The organism is Chroococcidiopsis sp. SAG 2025 (genome assembly GCF_032860985.1).
In the GTDB taxonomy this organism is placed as follows: domain Bacteria; phylum Cyanobacteriota; class Cyanobacteriia; order Cyanobacteriales; family Chroococcidiopsidaceae; genus Chroococcidiopsis.
The window spans coordinates 5,289,019-5,304,524 of record NZ_JAOCNC010000001.1; the positions used below are offsets into that span (position 1 = coordinate 5,289,019).

The following is a 15,506-nucleotide window of genomic DNA, read 5'->3' on the forward strand; positions in this document are numbered from 1 at the left end:
TCGCCAATTGTCAATTCATCGCAAGGGGGTTAAATGTTTTGACACATGGTAAAACGTTACAGCAATACAGAATTTGTCAATTTTTTACGGACTGAATTAGCAATTCCATCTGCTGATATAGATGTAATGCTGCATCACCATGAGTTAGATTATGCTCCCCTACCTATGATTCTTTGGCAATACGGTTTGATTTCCATAGATCAATTAGCACGAATTTTTGATTGGCTAGAGAACAAAACTCACATTAGTCTTAATGGGTAATATCATGCTCACAGTATTAGTTGCTATCCTCAGTTTGATAGTTGTTCCAGCAATTGTGAATGGCTATTTCGGCTATTTGTTGCTGCGATCGACAAAATGAATTTCGATTACACGCACCTGAGATTGAAATCTGAAACTCAAGAGCGAAAATCTAAAATGCTACGAGAGGTATTGTGCTATGAATGCGATCGCGATTAATGACACGACACTACGAGATGGAGAACAGGCGGTGGGTGTTGCTTTCACAATTGAGGAAAAAATAGCGATCGCTAAATTTCTAGACGCTATTGGTGTGAGTGAATTAGAAGTTGGTATCCCCGCAATGGGGGAAGTCGAAACAAAAGCGATCGCGGCAATTTCTGAGTTGGGTTTGTCAGCTAAACTTTTAGGTTGGAACCGCGCCACAATTTCAGATCTTCAGGCTTCTATTGCCTGTGGTTTGCAGCGGGTACATATATCTATTCCCGTTTCTGAAATTCAAATTGCTGCCAAGTTTCACGGACAGTGGCGCGTAATGCTGCAAAAACTCAAAGATGCGATTAGTTTCGCCCGCGATCGCGATCTTTGGGTAGCAATCGGGGGTGAAGATGCCTCTAGAGCTGATGAAAATTTCCTTTTGGATGTCGCCCTTTACGCTCAAGAGTGGGGCGCGTCAAGGTTTCGCTTTTGCGACACTGTAGGAATTCTCGACCCTTTTACTACATACACCAAAGTCAAGCAATTGGTGATGTATTTATCGATGCCTGTAGAAATGCACACCCATAATGACTTTGGCTTGGCAACGGCAAATGCTTTAGCTGGACTGCAAGCGGGAGCCTTATCGGTAAATACAACAGTGAATGGTTTGGGGGAAAGAGCTGGCAATGCGGCTTTAGAAGAAGTCGTCATGGCACTCAAACGCATTCAAGGGATCGATTTGGGGATTGACACGACGCGGTTATTAGAACTGTCCCGACTGGTAGCAAGCGCATCGGGTTGCAAAGTACCTCCTTGGAAGGCGATCGTGGGTGAAAATACCTTTGCTCATGAATCTGGTATTCACGCTCATGGCGTTTTGCAAAATCCCGTGACTTACGAGCCATTCGCTCCCGAAGAAGTGGGGTGGGAGCGGCGTTTAGTCGTAGGCAAGCACTCAGGTAGGCACTTAGTATCTAATTTGCTACAGCAGCAGGGCATTAGTTTAAACACAGATGAAACCCAATCCATCTTAGATGCAGTACGGCAGCAATCGGTACAAAACAAACGCAGCCTCGAGCCGCAAGAACTAATAAATCTAGTCCCATTTCATCACATGAAAAAAACAAACAATCCCTCCTCTGCCCCTCTGCCCCTAGTCTCCTCTGCTACCTATTTGTATGAACCTTAAGTGAAACCGTACAATCCTATCTCAGAGGTAATCTCATGCAATCAGATGAATTAGAACTAGACTTGCCACCAGCTTTTGAAATTGGCTCAAAAGTAAAAACTCGCAAGCTAATTCGCAACGATGGTACGTACCCAAGGCAAGAAATTGGCGCAACACTAGCGAAAAAGGGAGAGATCGGCTACATCGTCAGTATTGGTACGTTTTTGCAAAATTCCTATATCTACGCCGTGCATTTTATCGAAAAAGGTTTTATCGTTGGTTGTCGCAAAAAAGAACTAGAAGCAGTTGAGGAAATCAAATGAAAGTCATGTTGCGTCAAAATGCTACCGGACATTTGGTAGTTTACGTTGCCAAAAAAGATCTTGAGGAAGAAGTAGTAAACCAAACAGAAGGCTCTGAGGGTAAAATTTTTACCTTAGCTAACGGTTGGGAACTAGCAATCCCAAACTTACCGGAACCCATGAAATTACCGCAGACTGTAGAGGCTAAAAAGCTCTCTTGAAAAGAGCTGGTAGGCAGTACTTATTGGTTAAGATGTATAGCTCTTGGAGATCCCCCAACCTCCTTAAACAGGGGGCTTTGTCTCCCTCGTGTTAAGGAAGGCTTTGTTCCACGCTTGTTAAGGGGGGTTAAGGGGAATCTTAGTTGAAAAGCATTGGAATTAAAACAGAGCGCTGCAAACGTACTCAGAAGGAGTAGGGGATATGAGCAAGCTTAAACACGATCGCGTGTTGGCATTTCATGTAAAAGGGAAATTTTTAGGTTTTACTGTCGATCGAGACAGTACACCTAAACACTTGCAACTAGAGGTTGCAACCGGACAGTTGAGGATTAAAATAGCCAAACAGTCCCGTTTTAGGCTTGGATCGACCTTAAAACCTGGCGATCGGATTGAAGTCTTTGGGGAGCAAAAGTTTAAGTACGAGACAGGCGAATTTAAATTGAAAGCCGATCGCATTCACAAGCTGACGGCAAACTCAGATAATGACTCCGATCGCCAACCAGAAAATGGCAAAGTGAAGATTGTTGCTTGTTATAAGTCGGGTTGTCTGAAACAAGGTGGCAGCAAATTGGTGTCCGTTCTAGAAGGGGTGTTGCGCGATCGCGGTTTAGGCGATCGTGTTACTATTCAAACAACAGGCTGTTTGAAACGCTGTTCTCAGGCTCCAAATCTCATCTTAAAACCTGACAACATCAGCTTCAACAACATGACTCCTGAAGCCGCGATCGCCGCGCTGTTAGAGCGGGTGAACGAGCATTTCGCATAACGGGTTCATCCAGTTCTGTGCTAAGTCATCAATTGCCGAGTCGATGTCCAACACCTGAACTTTTCTGTATCGACAAACTCTATTAAGTCTGAAAATATTGTATTTATCTAATTAAGTTAAGTTTTTATCAATTTGCTATGTAATTTCTAGAGTTCGCCTATGAGTAAATTTCAGTTCTAAATCTTATCATTCAATCTTTTTCTAAAAATATAACCAAATTATCTACAAAACTTCATTGCTACACGTTATAGCTGTGAATTTTCGGATATTTTTTAACTAAACAACGAGCAAAAGATTAACGTTTAGATACACCTTTCGTATCTACTCAAGGCATTCATATCCATTCCTTGTGTGGGTCAGATCGGTCAAAAGTTTTAAACCTTCTCTGCCGCGTGTCAGCCCGTGATGGTGCGGGCTGTTTACTTTTCTATTAAACGTCAGTTTGAGTGAAATAGCTCAGAGAAAAAGGTTATCTCAACCCGAAGAAAACTTCTTGGGGCGATCGCTTAATCTAATCGCCACCATCTCTCTTTGTGGATTATCTTTTGTCTCATATAGACATGATTGTTCTATATTGCATAAATACATTTACATAGTTTTTAAAATTCTGTAATATACAGATCGTTAATTAACTAAATTGAGTAAACTGATATAAGAACTAGAGTAGGTTTGTGCTTAGCTTGCGATGCATTATCGCTAGGTGTTCCAGAATTAGAACAAAGAAAGCTCAATCGACTATTAAGGTGTATATATTACGAACGAGGCTGTTATGACAGTGATTTACGCGCAGGCAATATTTGACTCTCCCAAAAAATCACCTGTCATGAAGTATTGGAAATATCGCAAACGTGCCAAAGCCCTACGTCACGTTCAGTGGACTTACGAAGTCGATTTGAGGAGAACGCTCAATTGGCTTGAGTTAGTAGATTGGATTTTCTACCTGCATAGTCAAGGTTTAGAGCCTGCTGCGTTAGATGAATTCATCACTTTCTGTGGGTGGTATTTTCCCCAGTTAGCGGAAGGCAAGCCTCACTAATATATAGTAGCGATCTGCGATCGCGCGATTGGGCTAAGATATCAATTTCGCGCCATCTGCTCTCATAATTATACCGGCACTGTGTTCACAGTGCTTTCGCTTGGCAAGGATAAAACGGTGGGGGATTGGCAAGACATTCACGGATATCTTTAAGCTGCACAAACCGCTAACTCCTGAAACGGGAATGCTCGGATAGATTGCGCTGAATCAAAATTGGTGCAAACAATTGCGATCGCAATTATGCATCACGATTTCTTACAGCAAGAGGTACTAAAACGCACGATTTTATAAGCATGTTTCATCAATAGCGTTTGCTAACTGCACGCCGTTCGGTGCGAACAGAAATATCCCTGCCGCTAGATATTGTTGCTGTCCTTCTAGTGCGTAAGTTGCTCCAGCAACAAAGTCTACTGCTCGTTGTGCTATCTCTGCATCCATCTGTACAACATTTAAGACTAGCGGTTGACCTCGCCACAGAATTTCGACGGCTTGCGTCACTTGTTCAAAAGACTGTAGCTGCATGACTACCACTTGTGGTGTCTTCTGTTCTTGTTGGGGTAGACTCCTCTGTTTGTTTGCTGTCAAGTCAACCGCTCTTCTTTCCCGCTGCCGCACTACACTTGCAGGAAAAGCAGCTCTTAATTTTCCGTAATTCTGTTGAGACAATTCCTCTTCTAGTTCGGATACCTCTAGCTGATGCATCATCATGCTTACTCATCCTCTGTTTTTTCTATTTGTGGCTGGTGAAGAGCTTTAGGTATGATTTTCAGTACCTTTACCTCTATGCTCTGGCTAAATGAAAACCTTGTCAACTCAGTGTTTTTGCCTTTATTTGTCAATCCAATAAAGGTCGGAAAAGTTCGGGAATCAGCAGCCTGCTCGTCAAAAGAGCTTTTTTGTTAATAGGGTATATTTGTATACTCAATCTTTTTTTGCCTCCTCCTTGAGATAGATTCTTAATTATTAGTAATTTTGTTGGTATTTTGTCGGTGTAAAATGATGAGCGACATACTACCTGCTTGTAGAGATGGAAATAGAAACCGAAATCGTTTCCTAAAACACTGGGTGGCTCTAATAGAGCAACAAAAGTTGCTAGTAGAGTAGACGATTAGTTAAATAATATACACCAATCAAACCCTATCGCTAAATCGGCAATCTCCCCAATCTAGCGAAAATCGGGCGGATTCAGCATTCTGACTGTTGCGAGCGATCGCCCTAGAAATAGTCATGTAACTTACCAAAATAATTAGTGTATTATGGTAATTTAAGTAGCGTCGTGCGGTGTGTTAAAGACTTGTTTAATATTAAACTAAACAATTTCTAACGCAACTTACTGGGCTATAAAGAGTGTCTCTCAAGACAAGTCGATTCAAGGTAATCAAATAGCAAAATCAGATTGATATATATGATGTAAACTACTTCAGCCAATATGACTTGCAAAGTATATGCCAGTACTCTAAGTGATGCAAAGCGGTATGAAGTTAACCTGTAGTAGCTGCCATTAGAAAGCTCAATTACGCACACAGCCAGCTTATTCGTAGAGAATGGAGGTTAATTACCGTTCACAAGGTGATTTTCGTGTTTTACTAAGATCCTAGAGGGTGCAGAAGGCTTTTGCTTACTGGAATCAATCCGGCTGTTTAAGAAAGGCTTACAGGCTACTTGTAGAACGCAGCTCCTACTGTAGCTTCATAATTATCTTGACACAGCCTCTTATGCAGAATTGATTGATGCCGAGAAATCTTCAAAAGTTGTGAGGAAGATGGAACATGGAAAATCTCTATCATATTGATAATGGGAACCAATCTAAACAGCAAAGCTTTGATTATGCAGCTCTTGACATGGAAGCACAAATTGCTGTCCAAAAGCATACTTGTGAAATCAAAAGAATGATGCGTAGAACGACACAAGATATCATTGAAATAGGTGAAAAGCTGATCGAAGTCAAGCAATATCTTGGGTTTGGGCATTTTAGCAATTGGCTAATAGCTGAATTTGGTTGGAAGGAACGAACAGCAAGAAACTTTATGAGAGTGGCGGAAGTTTTTAAATCGGCAAAATTTGCCGATTTATTTATTGCTAGCTCCGCTTTATATCTTCTAGCTGCTCCTTCTACCGCTGAAAGCGCTCGCCAGGAGGCGTTAGAGCTTGCTAAGAAGGGCGAACACATCACTTACTCTAAAGCTAGAAGCATTATTAGTCAACATCAGGAATTGAAAAAACTTAAAAATTCTACTTGTAATGTTACTTCAGATGTAAACAAGCACGAAGTAGATTCTGTTCAAGCAAAGTTAGTTACATCAGTTGAAGTATTTCATGAAAGTTTACCAGATTCTCAAACAGTTGATGTCTTAGCTGTAGTCATCGATCGAGATGTTTTGGGAAGTCAAAAAGTGTCTGCCGAAAACTTACCATCGACCAATCCCATCTCGATTAGGATTAGCGACGACTGTAGAGCCTTGATTAAGAGTGTAGAGTCTCTTAGAGAAGAAGAAGCAACTGCTTTGGTGAGAGCAATAGCAAAGCACTGGTCAGTAGAGAAGATTTTAGAGAAAATCAAAAAATAGCCACTTTTTCAGCTCAGAAAGCGCTCGCTAGATGAAACTTCGACGGCTCCACTGAGAGTGAAACTATGAAATTCCTACGTTCTGGAATTCTCCCACTATTTTGAGTTATGTCAAAAAGCACTAGAGACGATCTTCTGCTCAAGCTTGCTACTGCCTTTTAAAAGCTGGTTTTCGGCTGCTCGGCAGTACTTGGAAGGATACAAAATCTCCTATCTCTGCTTGCTAATCAGAACCTTTTGCCAACACAGTGCTGTCTGCATGAAACCCCCTAATTTTAACAGTTAAGGTTCTTCAACATCACCAACAGTTACACTTTGAGCGTTCCAATACCTCAAATCAAAAAGCACCTACTAACTAAACAAATTCTTTTTTACTCGATCGCCATGCACGAAACTGATTTTTATAGTTTCCATTATACACAGACTATAGTTAAAATTGCAACACCATAAAAGATCATTATTTAACAATTCTTGCCGAGCGATCGCGGCAATTTCTATCTTTATCTCTCATATTCTTTATTTCTGAGAGCCAAGTCGAGTAATTGGAATAGACAAAAGAATATTAATTGATTGGCTTGATATTGCTAATTTAGTCGGAGAGTGGGCATACACCAGAACTGAACTGGAATCTGATTTGCAATCTTGCAATCATTTGCGATCGCTAGCTTTTACTCTCAACGAGCAAGCGATCAGCGATCTGTAATATTGCTAGTCTGATGTCGTGTTAGCAAAGCTCACAGAGCCAGCTTTACAGTTGGGTATAAACAGTTTTCTAAAACTGCACAAACAAGGATGTTGAAAGATTCATGCGTCAGCTTAGTTTTGGCGATAAGGTTGTGCAATTCCCTTCTGCATCCATCCGCTTTCGATAGTTGTACCAGCTTGGCTGCGGCATTTGTAGTTAATAACTTTCTAAAGGTTTTACAAATTAAAAATGGCATACCAACTGACTTGGTATACCATACTTTCAACTAGAAAAATACTAGGAGTAACGGAACTGATTACTTAATATTCAGCACTTCTATTCAAACGTTCTTTTGCTTGGTAAGCTTGCAATCCCAATAGAACTAAATAAGTCATCATCTGAGCTTGCGATCGCTGAGTGGCTGCTGCAAGCTGATTAATTTGATGTAGAGGCAACTGCTGCTGAAATAGTACCAGCGACTGTTCCAACTCTTGGGCTATAGTACGGCGATTTAGACTAGCATTTTTCTGTAATTGCTTCCCAATCGGCGATAGTAGTAAAAAAAATAATAAGTTGGTTACAAAGCCAGAACGGGAAGAGTGTTCTCGTTGAGATTGAGTTTCAATAGTTTTTAATAACTCCTCTGGCATATAGAAACTTGGACGACAGTTTGCAATTAGGTTATTGCGTTGATATCTGTGCGATTTTTCTTGTTCTTCAGAATTGAAAATAACCAAAATAATTACAGATTTAAACGTCACTTAATATATGTACTAAATTTTTCTACGGTTAACCATTCCCCAAAGTATAGGAAAAATATTGTTTTTGAAATGCTTAAATTAATTTGAACAATCCAAAAAGTTCGGATAAATATCAGATTTTTCAGGTTTTAACCAAAATAACCGAAAAATACAAAAAATGTCATGTAAATAACTTTATTTATCTTGCAATGTTGATTAAAGTAATGATATAGATTAAGTGACTAAAGTAATACCAGAATTTTATTAACTCACACTAAAAAAATATGGTTTACTTAAATCGGAATATGCATGATGAGCAAAGGATATCTTAATCGTTGAGTTCGTATACTGCAAACAGCTGCACATCTCTATTGAGAAGCTTTGAATTGATTCTGAGTAAAATGAGTGTCGAAGGTTCGTTTACCTGTAAGTATTTCAGGCGATCGCAGACAACAATTTGCTAACAGATAAACTTCTAAATTAGACTTGGAGCTTATATTCGGAATAGCAAGAGCGAGCCAGAAATTACTAGAACCGAAAAGTCTCTCTGTTAAGCAATTTAAAACGTACTAGAGCGACATTACACGTTAAGAGAACTTACATAGAACTCAGTGCTATCACATGATGAGCGCTCATTTCTTCCCTAGTAGAGCTACAGATTTCAACTATTTTGGAGACAACTACAAGATGAATGCAATCAACTCTCAGTCCTCAACTTTTGAAACCAGAGAATTTATCGTTGCAGATACAGTTGTGTTTAACAAACAAGGTACGCATTTAACAGATATTCAAAAAATAGTACTTAGAGGCGCTTGGCAAGGATACACATATGAAGAGATTGCCGACCGAGAAGGATATAGCGAAAAGTACTTAAAACGAGATGTTGGACCTAGATTATGGAAGATACTTTCAGAGGCTTTAGGCGAAAAAGTAAGCAAAAAGAATTTTAGAACAGCTCTTGAGAGAAGATTAACGCTAGCGAACCCTCCTCACAACCAACAGCTTGATATGGATAGTTGTCAAGACTGGGGTGAAGCAGTGGACGTACATACTTTCTACGGACGTACCCAAGAATTAGCTACATTACAACAGTGGATTGTTCAAGATCGTTGTCCTTTAGTAGCACTAGTAGGCATGGGTGGTATTGGCAAAACTACTCTTTCTATAAAGCTAGCTCAGCAGCTTCAGAGTGATTTCAAATACATTGTTTGGCGCTCGTTGCGTCATGCTCCACCAATACGAGAACTCTTAGAAGAGATAATTTATTTTCTATCTAATCAGCAAGAAAAAGATTTACCAGAAACTACAAATGGAAGAATATCATTGCTCTTGAAATATTTCCGTAAGTCTCCCTGTTTATTAATTCTTGATGGGGCTGAATCAATCTTAAATCACGATCAAAAAGACACGCGCTATCAAGAAGAGGATGAGGAGTATGGGCGGCTGATAAAATATATAGGGGAAACATATCATCAAAGTTGTCTATTGTTAACAAGTCGAGAGAAACCCAAGGAAGTTGCTATAAGAGAAGGAGAGGAATTACCTACGCGATCGCTACGATTGATAGGATTGGATGAGTTGGAAGGGCAGTATATCCTTAAAGGTAAAGGAATTTATGGATCGGAAGATGATTTGAAAAAAATAATTCAAATTTATGGAGGTAATCCTTTATTACTGAATATGGTTTCTACAACTATACAAAACATATTTGATAGTAGTGCTTCTGATTTTTGAAACAGGAAATAATAGTTTTTAATGATGTTAAAGAATTTTTTGATAATCAGTTTAATCGCTTACAACCACTTGAAAAAGAACTAATGTACTGCTTAGCAATTGAGCGCGAACCAGTTTCATTTCAGAAATTGAAGAATGATTTTGGCTTAAAAATTCAGTCGCTAGAACTAGCAGAAGCTTTAGAATCTCTGAGGCGACGCTTTGGTTGAAAAAAAATCAGGGTTCTTTACATTACAAATAGTATTAATGGAATACACAACAGCTCGGCTGCTCAAAGAAATTTGTCAAGAAATATACACGCAGCAAATCTCGCTCTTGAAAAGTTCCAAATTACTAAAATTAATAGTAAAAATTATGTTAGAACTTCTCAAGCGAATCTTTTCTTTAAAATGGTTTTAGACCAATTGCTCTTAGAACTTGGAAGTAAAAAGAATGTGGAATCACAATTAAATAAAATTTTATCTACATTGCAGCACGAATCTTTTAAATTGGAAGACACTACCGAAGATATGATTAGTTTAATTCATCGAATGCAAGCAAATCTAAGTAGCTATAAGTAGATCGAGAAGAAAACTAATTACGGGAAGCGATCTGGGTAAAAAAAAGTGAGAGTTTAATTTAGATAAATTACTCTACTAGGCACTTTATTTAACTTTCTCTTACTCAGACTCCTTAGTAGCTTCATAACTTAATTTCAGGGCATCTCTCACCATCTATACATCTATTTTACAGCTTAGTTTCTGTTATCCTAGTTTGATTTTTTGCGGTTATGTAAACTATTTTACTAGAAAGATTGTACCAGATTAGCCTTTGTAAAGAGTTACTCTAATTTTACGCTTGCGTCCTGAGTTGTAAATTGCCACTACACAGATGTGAATAGTTGATTGTACTGCTCTTACTTTGCTTAATCCTGTTTAACTGTTTCTCCGTCTAGAATCAGCTTTTTCAATCACTGCTACACTATTACCTATATACTGAAAATTTGATTTTCCCTATGCCTTACCAACTAAGATTTTTCCGGGTGTAGTGGAATTTCATACGTTAGAAGATGCAATGAGTGTCGGCAATTATAAGGATTTGCTAAAGTTAAGCTATGAATACTGAGAATACTGAGCTTATCTTTGGTAACGCGAATTATGGTAGCGAAGCACTTATCAACAAGCTACTTGAGTCAGCGTGCAATAGTGAAAAGGCAACGAACAGATTAAAAATACCGTTAGACTCATAACAATAACACAACCCCTCACCGAGATGATAGGTTCGTAAACATGCCTTGATTCCATTTACTATTTCACAATTGATATTTTTCGGTAATATAACCGAACATAAACATAAAATTTCTTATATCAATCCTGAACAAATCAGGATTTTGTTTTAGCTAAAACCAGTAAATTATTAAATAGATCGTTCGAGGGATTCGCATTCATGAAAAGCATCATTCACCATTTAGCAAAAATGTTAATACCACGTTCTTATCAAACTTCTATAAAGACACTAAAAGCTCTAATCCTTAGTTCACCAATAGCAGAAAAAGGTTTTCAATGGGGGCAGAATTTTACCATTGGTGGAGAGTCTAGCACTATAACAGCGAATTATTGCCAGTCTCATTTAGAAAATGAAAATACTACATCCAATGCTTTAGAAGCTTATTTTAATTCTCATACTGAAGGATTAGGAATACTTAAGTGGAAGCACTATTTTAATATTTACCATCGTCACCTATCTAAGTTTGTTGGGCAAAAAGTTCAGGTTCTAGAAGTTGGTGTTGCCAGCGGGGGGAGCCTAGAAATGTGGAAAAACTATTTTGGTTCTAATTGTCAAATTTATGGTGTAGACATTGAGGAAGCATGTAAAGCATACGAAAAAGATTCAATTAAAATTTTTATTGGCGATCAGACAGATCGCAATTTCTGGAAGCAATTTAAAAGTGAGGTTCCTACTCTCGATATCGTAATTGATGATGGTGGACACGAACCAGAGCAGCAAATTGCAACTTTAGAAGAGTTATTGCCGCATTTACGACCAGGAGGAGTTTATATCTGTGAAGACATTCATGGTACTTTAAATCAGTTCCATACCTATATATCTGGGTTAACGCATAATTTAAATGCATTACAAGAATTTGGATATAAGCCTATTAAAAGCGGTAGCGGTCTTGCTAGTTTCTCAACCTATTTTCAAGATGCCATTCAGTCTTTTCACTTATATCCGTTCGTGGTAGTGATTGAAAGGTCAGAGACTCCTGTATCGGAATTTGTTGCCCCATTACAAGGATCTAAGTGGTTAGTACTGACAAAGTAAGTGTTGAATTGTTAGTACTTTCAACACAGGTTTACTCAGCGCTAGTTTTTCGCTGCAACTCGTTTTCCTAACCTAATAGTATTTGTGGTATGTCAAAAGTTTTATTCATTTCAGCTCATGCTCCTACAAGGCAGTATCCTCAAGCTGGACAAAAAATTGCTTTTATGAATCTTGCGAAGTATGCTGCTTTACATGAAGTTGTTGATGTAATCGTTATCGCTAATACTACAGAAATAGTTGTTGCTAAAGATCTACAAATAGAATTTGGCGATAGTCTCTACACCTATCCAATTACTAAATTCAAAAAAGCTATAAATTGCTTGAAATATTATCAAGCGCCTTTAAAATTTGCTTCTCGTTTTAATAAAGTAGCTAGTAGGAAAATTCAAGAACTTCTAGTTGCAAAAACATATGATGTAATTCATTTTGAATATTCCCATGCTGCCGTTTATTTAGATATAGTCAAAAAATATATCGACCCCAAACAAACTAAAATTGTCATTAGTATACATGATGTGTTGACACAAGTTTGGTTAAGGCAATCTGTAAAAAGTTCATTTTTCGATCTTGAAGTAGCCAGAATCTTTCGCTACGAGCAGAAACTTTACTCGAATGCAAGCGAACTATGGGTATTATCTAAAAAAGACCGCGATCTTTTAAGTTCTTTATTTTCAATTGGTAGTGAAAAGCTTATTGTAAAGCCTCCAAAAGCTAGTAGCTTCGTTTATCAAGTGAAACGTCGAGCGGAAAAAATAGAAAAGAAAAGTCTTTTATTCTGGGCTGCTATGGAAAGACCAGAAAACGAGCAAGCAATTCTTAACTTCGTTGACAAATGTTTTAAAAAACTGCTTCAGCAAGATCGAAATTTCAAACTTTATATAGTCGGCTCTAATCCTTCTAAAAAAGTTTTGGCACTTGCAGGCAAACACATTACAGTTACAGGTTTCGTTGAAGATCCAACTATTTTCTTTGAAAAGGCAGAGATCGGAATAGTTCCACTTTTGAAGGGAGGAGGAGTCAAAATAAAAACTCTGGAAATGCTGGAAGCTGGGTTACCTGTTGTTGCTACATCTATAGGTGCTGAAGGAGTCGTATCTCCAGATAAAAAACTAATAGTAAGCGATAGTTTTGAAAATTGGTTTGAACTGCTTACAAAAGAATTGAAGAACTCTGTAGTTGCTGGAGTAGTATAAATAGAAAAAGCATATGTTTAAAAAACTAGAGTAAATGGCTAAAGTTTTCTAACAATCTCGTTGTTATTTTATTTCAGCAAACAAGTATGAATAATCCCTTTACTCAGGTACAGCAAGTAAATTTTTTAGATATAGGCTGTAGTGGTCCACTAGATCCAAAATGGTCTGATTTAGTACAACTACTAGCATACACTGGCTTCGAGCCAAACGCTAGTGAATGCAAGCGCTTGAGTCGCGAGCCTCATCCATACAAGTCAACTTGTTACCTACCTTTTGCTATCTCTGGAGAGCAAGGAGATCGGGTAATGTACAAAACACATCACCCTTTCTGCTATTCTCTGCTCCGCCCAAATCATGACTGGCTTGGTCGTTTTTCACATCATTACCAATTTAGAGAAACTGGGACAGATACTGTCTCATGTATGACGCTCAACACTTTAGCTAACGAGCAACAGTTAACAGCAGATATTATCAAGCTTGATACGCAAGGATTAGAGTTACCGATTCTTAAAGCAGGAGATCGGGTTTTGCAAAATGCTTTCTGTGTGGAAACAGAGACAGGTTTTGTGGAGAACTATATCGGAGAAACTACATATACACAGCTTGAAGCATTTATGCGATCGCAAGGATTTCTGATGTTTGACATGGAAATTTATCAAGCTAGTCGTAATAATTCTCTGTCCAAGCATGGCAAACATCAGCCTTTATGGTGTGAAGTCGTTTGGTTATTTGATTTCGTAGGTACAAACAAGAAAACTACGCCAGAACAAGCTATAAAGTATTTAAAAATCTGCCAATCTTTAGGATATTTTGATTATGGACTAGAGCTAGCATATTATTTTAAAACATTAGGAATTATAGAAGCAAGCATAGTAAAGTATCTTGAAAAGCCAGAACACTGGACAAATATTGCAAGATCGGATAGTTGGAAAAAACATAAATCATTATCAAGAACTGGTAAAATACTAAGTTTTTTGCCTAATAGTATTAATCAGCGTTTAACATATGGCTTGAAAGAAGTTGTTGAATGGGGGAAAAAATAATTTTCTACTGAAATTCTATTTGATTATCTCATAAGATTTTCGCCGCAAATTCATCTCTTTAGCAGATACTACTCACTTCACTTGAGCGGAATTTTTACCAGAACGGTTGTAGTGCTGTAATGAGCTGAGCGTAACGGAAAGTATTCGATCTAGCTGTTCTACAACAATACAAACTTTTCTAAATTCAGCTATTTCCAACATGAAAAAAACCTTGAAAGGTACAATTAAAGGATTATTGTATAATACTCCTTACTTAAAACAAACTTTTCTTGAATTAGGTAAGTTAGGGTTATATAAAACTTGGGTTCCTCCAGGTCATTTTTACTCACCGATCCCATCATTAACCGAGATTAAATCTAAAGAAGACGAAATATTTAGCAAACCTCTTACAAAAAAAATTTCTGGAATTGACTTGAATGAACAAGCGCAACTTGAGCTATTTGAAGAATTTAGCGAATACTATCTAAGTTTACCTTTTACTCCCAATCGGCAGGAAAATTTAAGATATTTCTACGAAAACATTTCCTATTCATATTCTGATGCAATTTGTTTATACTGCATGATTAATCATGCAAAGCCCAAAAAAATTATTGAAGTAGGCTCTGGCTATTCATCTTGCTTAATTTTGGATACTAACAATTTACTATTTAATAGTTCGATATCTTGTAGTTTCATTGAACCCTACCCGCAATTATTATTATCTTTAATCAAAGATACAGACAAAGATAAAATTGAAATATTTCAGAAAAAGCTTCAAAATGTGGAAATCAGTAAGTTTTCTGAATTAAATGCAGGAGATATTCTTTTTATTGACTCAACTCATGTATCAAAAGTAGATAGTGATGTTAACCATATATTCTTTGAAATATTACCGAGCTTAAATAAAGGAGTTTATATACATTTTCATGATATTTTTTATCCTTTTGAATATCCAAAAGAATGGATCTTTGAAGGTAGGGCGTGGAATGAAGCTTATATGCTAAGAGCATTTTTACAATATAACCGCAACTATGAAATAGTTTTTTTTAATACATTCTTAGAGCTTTTTCATCAAGATAAGTTTATTAAAAAATGCCGTTATGTATGAAAAATACAGGAGGTAGTATTTGGCTTAAAAAATTTAATCAAAAAAATATTTTGAGTGGAAATTAAAAATTTTACAGGTAAAATAATCTATTTGTAAAAACTGACAAAAGCCGAATTAGACAAAGTTACCATAGTGTTAAATATAAACTTTTTGAGCTAAAGAATTAACTTTGCATCGGAAATTTTAAATAGTTTGAGCTGTAGCCAGGGCTACAGCTCGTAGTTTT

At 37.6% G+C, this 15,506-nt stretch carries 16 protein-coding genes; 14 read left to right on the forward strand and 2 right to left on the reverse strand.

Annotation, left to right across the window (positions count from 1 at the left end):
* The first annotated feature begins 45 nt into the window (after positions 1-45).
* The 6 genes from N4J56_RS26080 (at position 46) to N4J56_RS26105 (ending at position 3,931) form a co-directional block, all read left to right on the forward strand.
* On the forward strand, positions 46-261 hold the full coding sequence (locus N4J56_RS26080; RefSeq protein WP_317109086.1) for a DUF2949 domain-containing protein: 216 nt from the start codon (positions 46-48) through the stop codon (positions 259-261).
* 178 nt (positions 262-439) lie between these two features.
* Entirely contained in the window at positions 440-1,627 is a 1,188-nt protein-coding gene (gene nifV, locus N4J56_RS26085; protein WP_317109087.1) for a homocitrate synthase, read from the forward strand.
* 35 nt (positions 1,628-1,662) lie between these two features.
* Positions 1,663-1,929, forward strand: a complete 267-nt coding sequence (locus N4J56_RS26090) for a nitrogen fixation protein NifZ (protein ID WP_317109088.1) — start codon at positions 1,663-1,665, stop codon at positions 1,927-1,929.
* A complete protein-coding gene (gene nifT, locus N4J56_RS26095; RefSeq protein WP_317109089.1) occupies positions 1,926-2,129 on the forward strand; it encodes a putative nitrogen fixation protein NifT in 204 nt (67 codons plus the stop codon). The genes N4J56_RS26090 and nifT overlap by 4 nt, the downstream gene beginning before the upstream one ends.
* Before the next feature lie 202 nt (positions 2,130-2,331).
* The gene (locus tag N4J56_RS26100; protein WP_317109090.1) at positions 2,332-2,895 is read left to right on the forward strand and encodes a (2Fe-2S) ferredoxin domain-containing protein; all 564 of its coding nucleotides are present in this window, start codon (positions 2,332-2,334) and stop codon (positions 2,893-2,895) included.
* Positions 2,896-3,664: 769 nt separating this feature from the next.
* Entirely contained in the window at positions 3,665-3,931 is a 267-nt protein-coding gene (locus N4J56_RS26105) for a hypothetical protein (protein WP_317109091.1), read from the forward strand.
* Between the two features lie 285 nt (positions 3,932-4,216).
* Here N4J56_RS26105 and N4J56_RS26110 read toward each other — a convergent pair whose 3' ends face one another.
* Entirely contained in the window at positions 4,217-4,639 is a 423-nt protein-coding gene (locus N4J56_RS26110) for a cell division protein SepF (RefSeq protein ID WP_317109092.1), read from the reverse strand.
* 1,061 nt (positions 4,640-5,700) lie between these two features.
* Between N4J56_RS26110 and N4J56_RS26115 the strand changes: the two genes are divergently transcribed.
* On the forward strand, positions 5,701-6,498 hold the full coding sequence (locus N4J56_RS26115) for a DUF3102 domain-containing protein (RefSeq protein ID WP_317109093.1): 798 nt from the start codon (positions 5,701-5,703) through the stop codon (positions 6,496-6,498).
* Positions 6,499-7,502: 1,004 nt separating this feature from the next.
* Here N4J56_RS26115 and N4J56_RS26120 read toward each other — a convergent pair.
* Positions 7,503-7,919, reverse strand: a complete 417-nt coding sequence (locus N4J56_RS26120) for a hypothetical protein (protein WP_317109094.1) — start codon at positions 7,917-7,919, stop codon at positions 7,503-7,505.
* A 690-nt stretch (positions 7,920-8,609) separates the two neighbouring features.
* Here N4J56_RS26120 and N4J56_RS26125 point away from each other — a divergent pair.
* The 7 genes from N4J56_RS26125 (at position 8,610) to N4J56_RS26155 (ending at position 15,280) form a co-directional block, all read left to right on the forward strand.
* Positions 8,610-9,656: an NB-ARC domain-containing protein gene (locus tag N4J56_RS26125; RefSeq protein WP_317109095.1), complete on the forward strand. Its 1,047-nt coding sequence runs from the start codon at positions 8,610-8,612 to the stop codon at positions 9,654-9,656.
* 83 nt (positions 9,657-9,739) lie between these two features.
* Positions 9,740-9,865 carry a hypothetical protein gene (locus N4J56_RS26130; RefSeq protein WP_317109096.1) on the forward strand — a complete coding sequence of 42 codons (126 nt, stop codon included), beginning with the start codon at positions 9,740-9,742 and terminating at the stop codon, positions 9,863-9,865.
* 72 nt (positions 9,866-9,937) lie between these two features.
* Complete coding sequence (locus tag N4J56_RS26135; protein WP_317109097.1) at positions 9,938-10,216, forward strand: hypothetical protein; 279 nt, start codon at positions 9,938-9,940, stop codon at positions 10,214-10,216.
* A gap of 865 nt (positions 10,217-11,081) precedes the next feature.
* Positions 11,082-11,957 (forward strand): class I SAM-dependent methyltransferase, encoded by an 876-nt coding sequence (locus tag N4J56_RS26140; protein WP_317109098.1) that lies wholly within the window; start codon positions 11,082-11,084, stop codon positions 11,955-11,957.
* 89 nt (positions 11,958-12,046) lie between these two features.
* Positions 12,047-13,150: a glycosyltransferase family 4 protein gene (locus tag N4J56_RS26145; protein WP_317109099.1), complete on the forward strand. Its 1,104-nt coding sequence runs from the start codon at positions 12,047-12,049 to the stop codon at positions 13,148-13,150.
* Positions 13,151-13,236: 86 nt separating this feature from the next.
* A complete protein-coding gene (locus N4J56_RS26150) occupies positions 13,237-14,193 on the forward strand; it encodes an FkbM family methyltransferase (protein WP_317109100.1) in 957 nt (318 codons plus the stop codon).
* Between the two features lie 199 nt (positions 14,194-14,392).
* On the forward strand, positions 14,393-15,280 hold the full coding sequence (locus tag N4J56_RS26155; RefSeq protein ID WP_317109101.1) for a class I SAM-dependent methyltransferase: 888 nt from the start codon (positions 14,393-14,395) through the stop codon (positions 15,278-15,280).
* Positions 15,281-15,506: the final 226 nt, after the last annotated feature.

Excerpts from the sequence above, each read along its gene's own strand:
- N4J56_RS26080 (WP_317109086.1), top strand. The coding sequence starts at position 46 with ATGGTAAAACGTTACAGCAATACAGAATTTGTCAATTTTTTACGGACT.
- nifV (WP_317109087.1), top strand. The coding sequence starts at position 440 with ATGAATGCGATCGCGATTAATGACACGACACTACGAGATGGAGAACAG.
- N4J56_RS26090 (WP_317109088.1), top strand. The coding sequence starts at position 1,663 with ATGCAATCAGATGAATTAGAACTAGACTTGCCACCAGCTTTTGAAATT.
- nifT (WP_317109089.1), top strand. The coding sequence starts at position 1,926 with ATGAAAGTCATGTTGCGTCAAAATGCTACCGGACATTTGGTAGTTTAC.
- N4J56_RS26100 (WP_317109090.1), top strand. The coding sequence starts at position 2,332 with ATGAGCAAGCTTAAACACGATCGCGTGTTGGCATTTCATGTAAAAGGG.
- N4J56_RS26105 (WP_317109091.1), top strand. The coding sequence starts at position 3,665 with ATGACAGTGATTTACGCGCAGGCAATATTTGACTCTCCCAAAAAATCA.
- N4J56_RS26110 (WP_317109092.1), bottom strand. The coding sequence starts at position 4,639 with ATGATGATGCATCAGCTAGAGGTATCCGAACTAGAAGAGGAATTGTCT.
- N4J56_RS26115 (WP_317109093.1), top strand. The coding sequence starts at position 5,701 with ATGGAAAATCTCTATCATATTGATAATGGGAACCAATCTAAACAGCAA.
- N4J56_RS26125 (WP_317109095.1), top strand. The coding sequence starts at position 8,610 with ATGAATGCAATCAACTCTCAGTCCTCAACTTTTGAAACCAGAGAATTT.
- N4J56_RS26130 (WP_317109096.1), top strand. The coding sequence starts at position 9,740 with ATGTACTGCTTAGCAATTGAGCGCGAACCAGTTTCATTTCAGAAATTG.
- N4J56_RS26140 (WP_317109098.1), top strand. The coding sequence starts at position 11,082 with ATGAAAAGCATCATTCACCATTTAGCAAAAATGTTAATACCACGTTCT.
- N4J56_RS26145 (WP_317109099.1), top strand. The coding sequence starts at position 12,047 with ATGTCAAAAGTTTTATTCATTTCAGCTCATGCTCCTACAAGGCAGTAT.
- N4J56_RS26150 (WP_317109100.1), top strand. The coding sequence starts at position 13,237 with ATGAATAATCCCTTTACTCAGGTACAGCAAGTAAATTTTTTAGATATA.
- N4J56_RS26155 (WP_317109101.1), top strand. The coding sequence starts at position 14,393 with ATGAAAAAAACCTTGAAAGGTACAATTAAAGGATTATTGTATAATACT.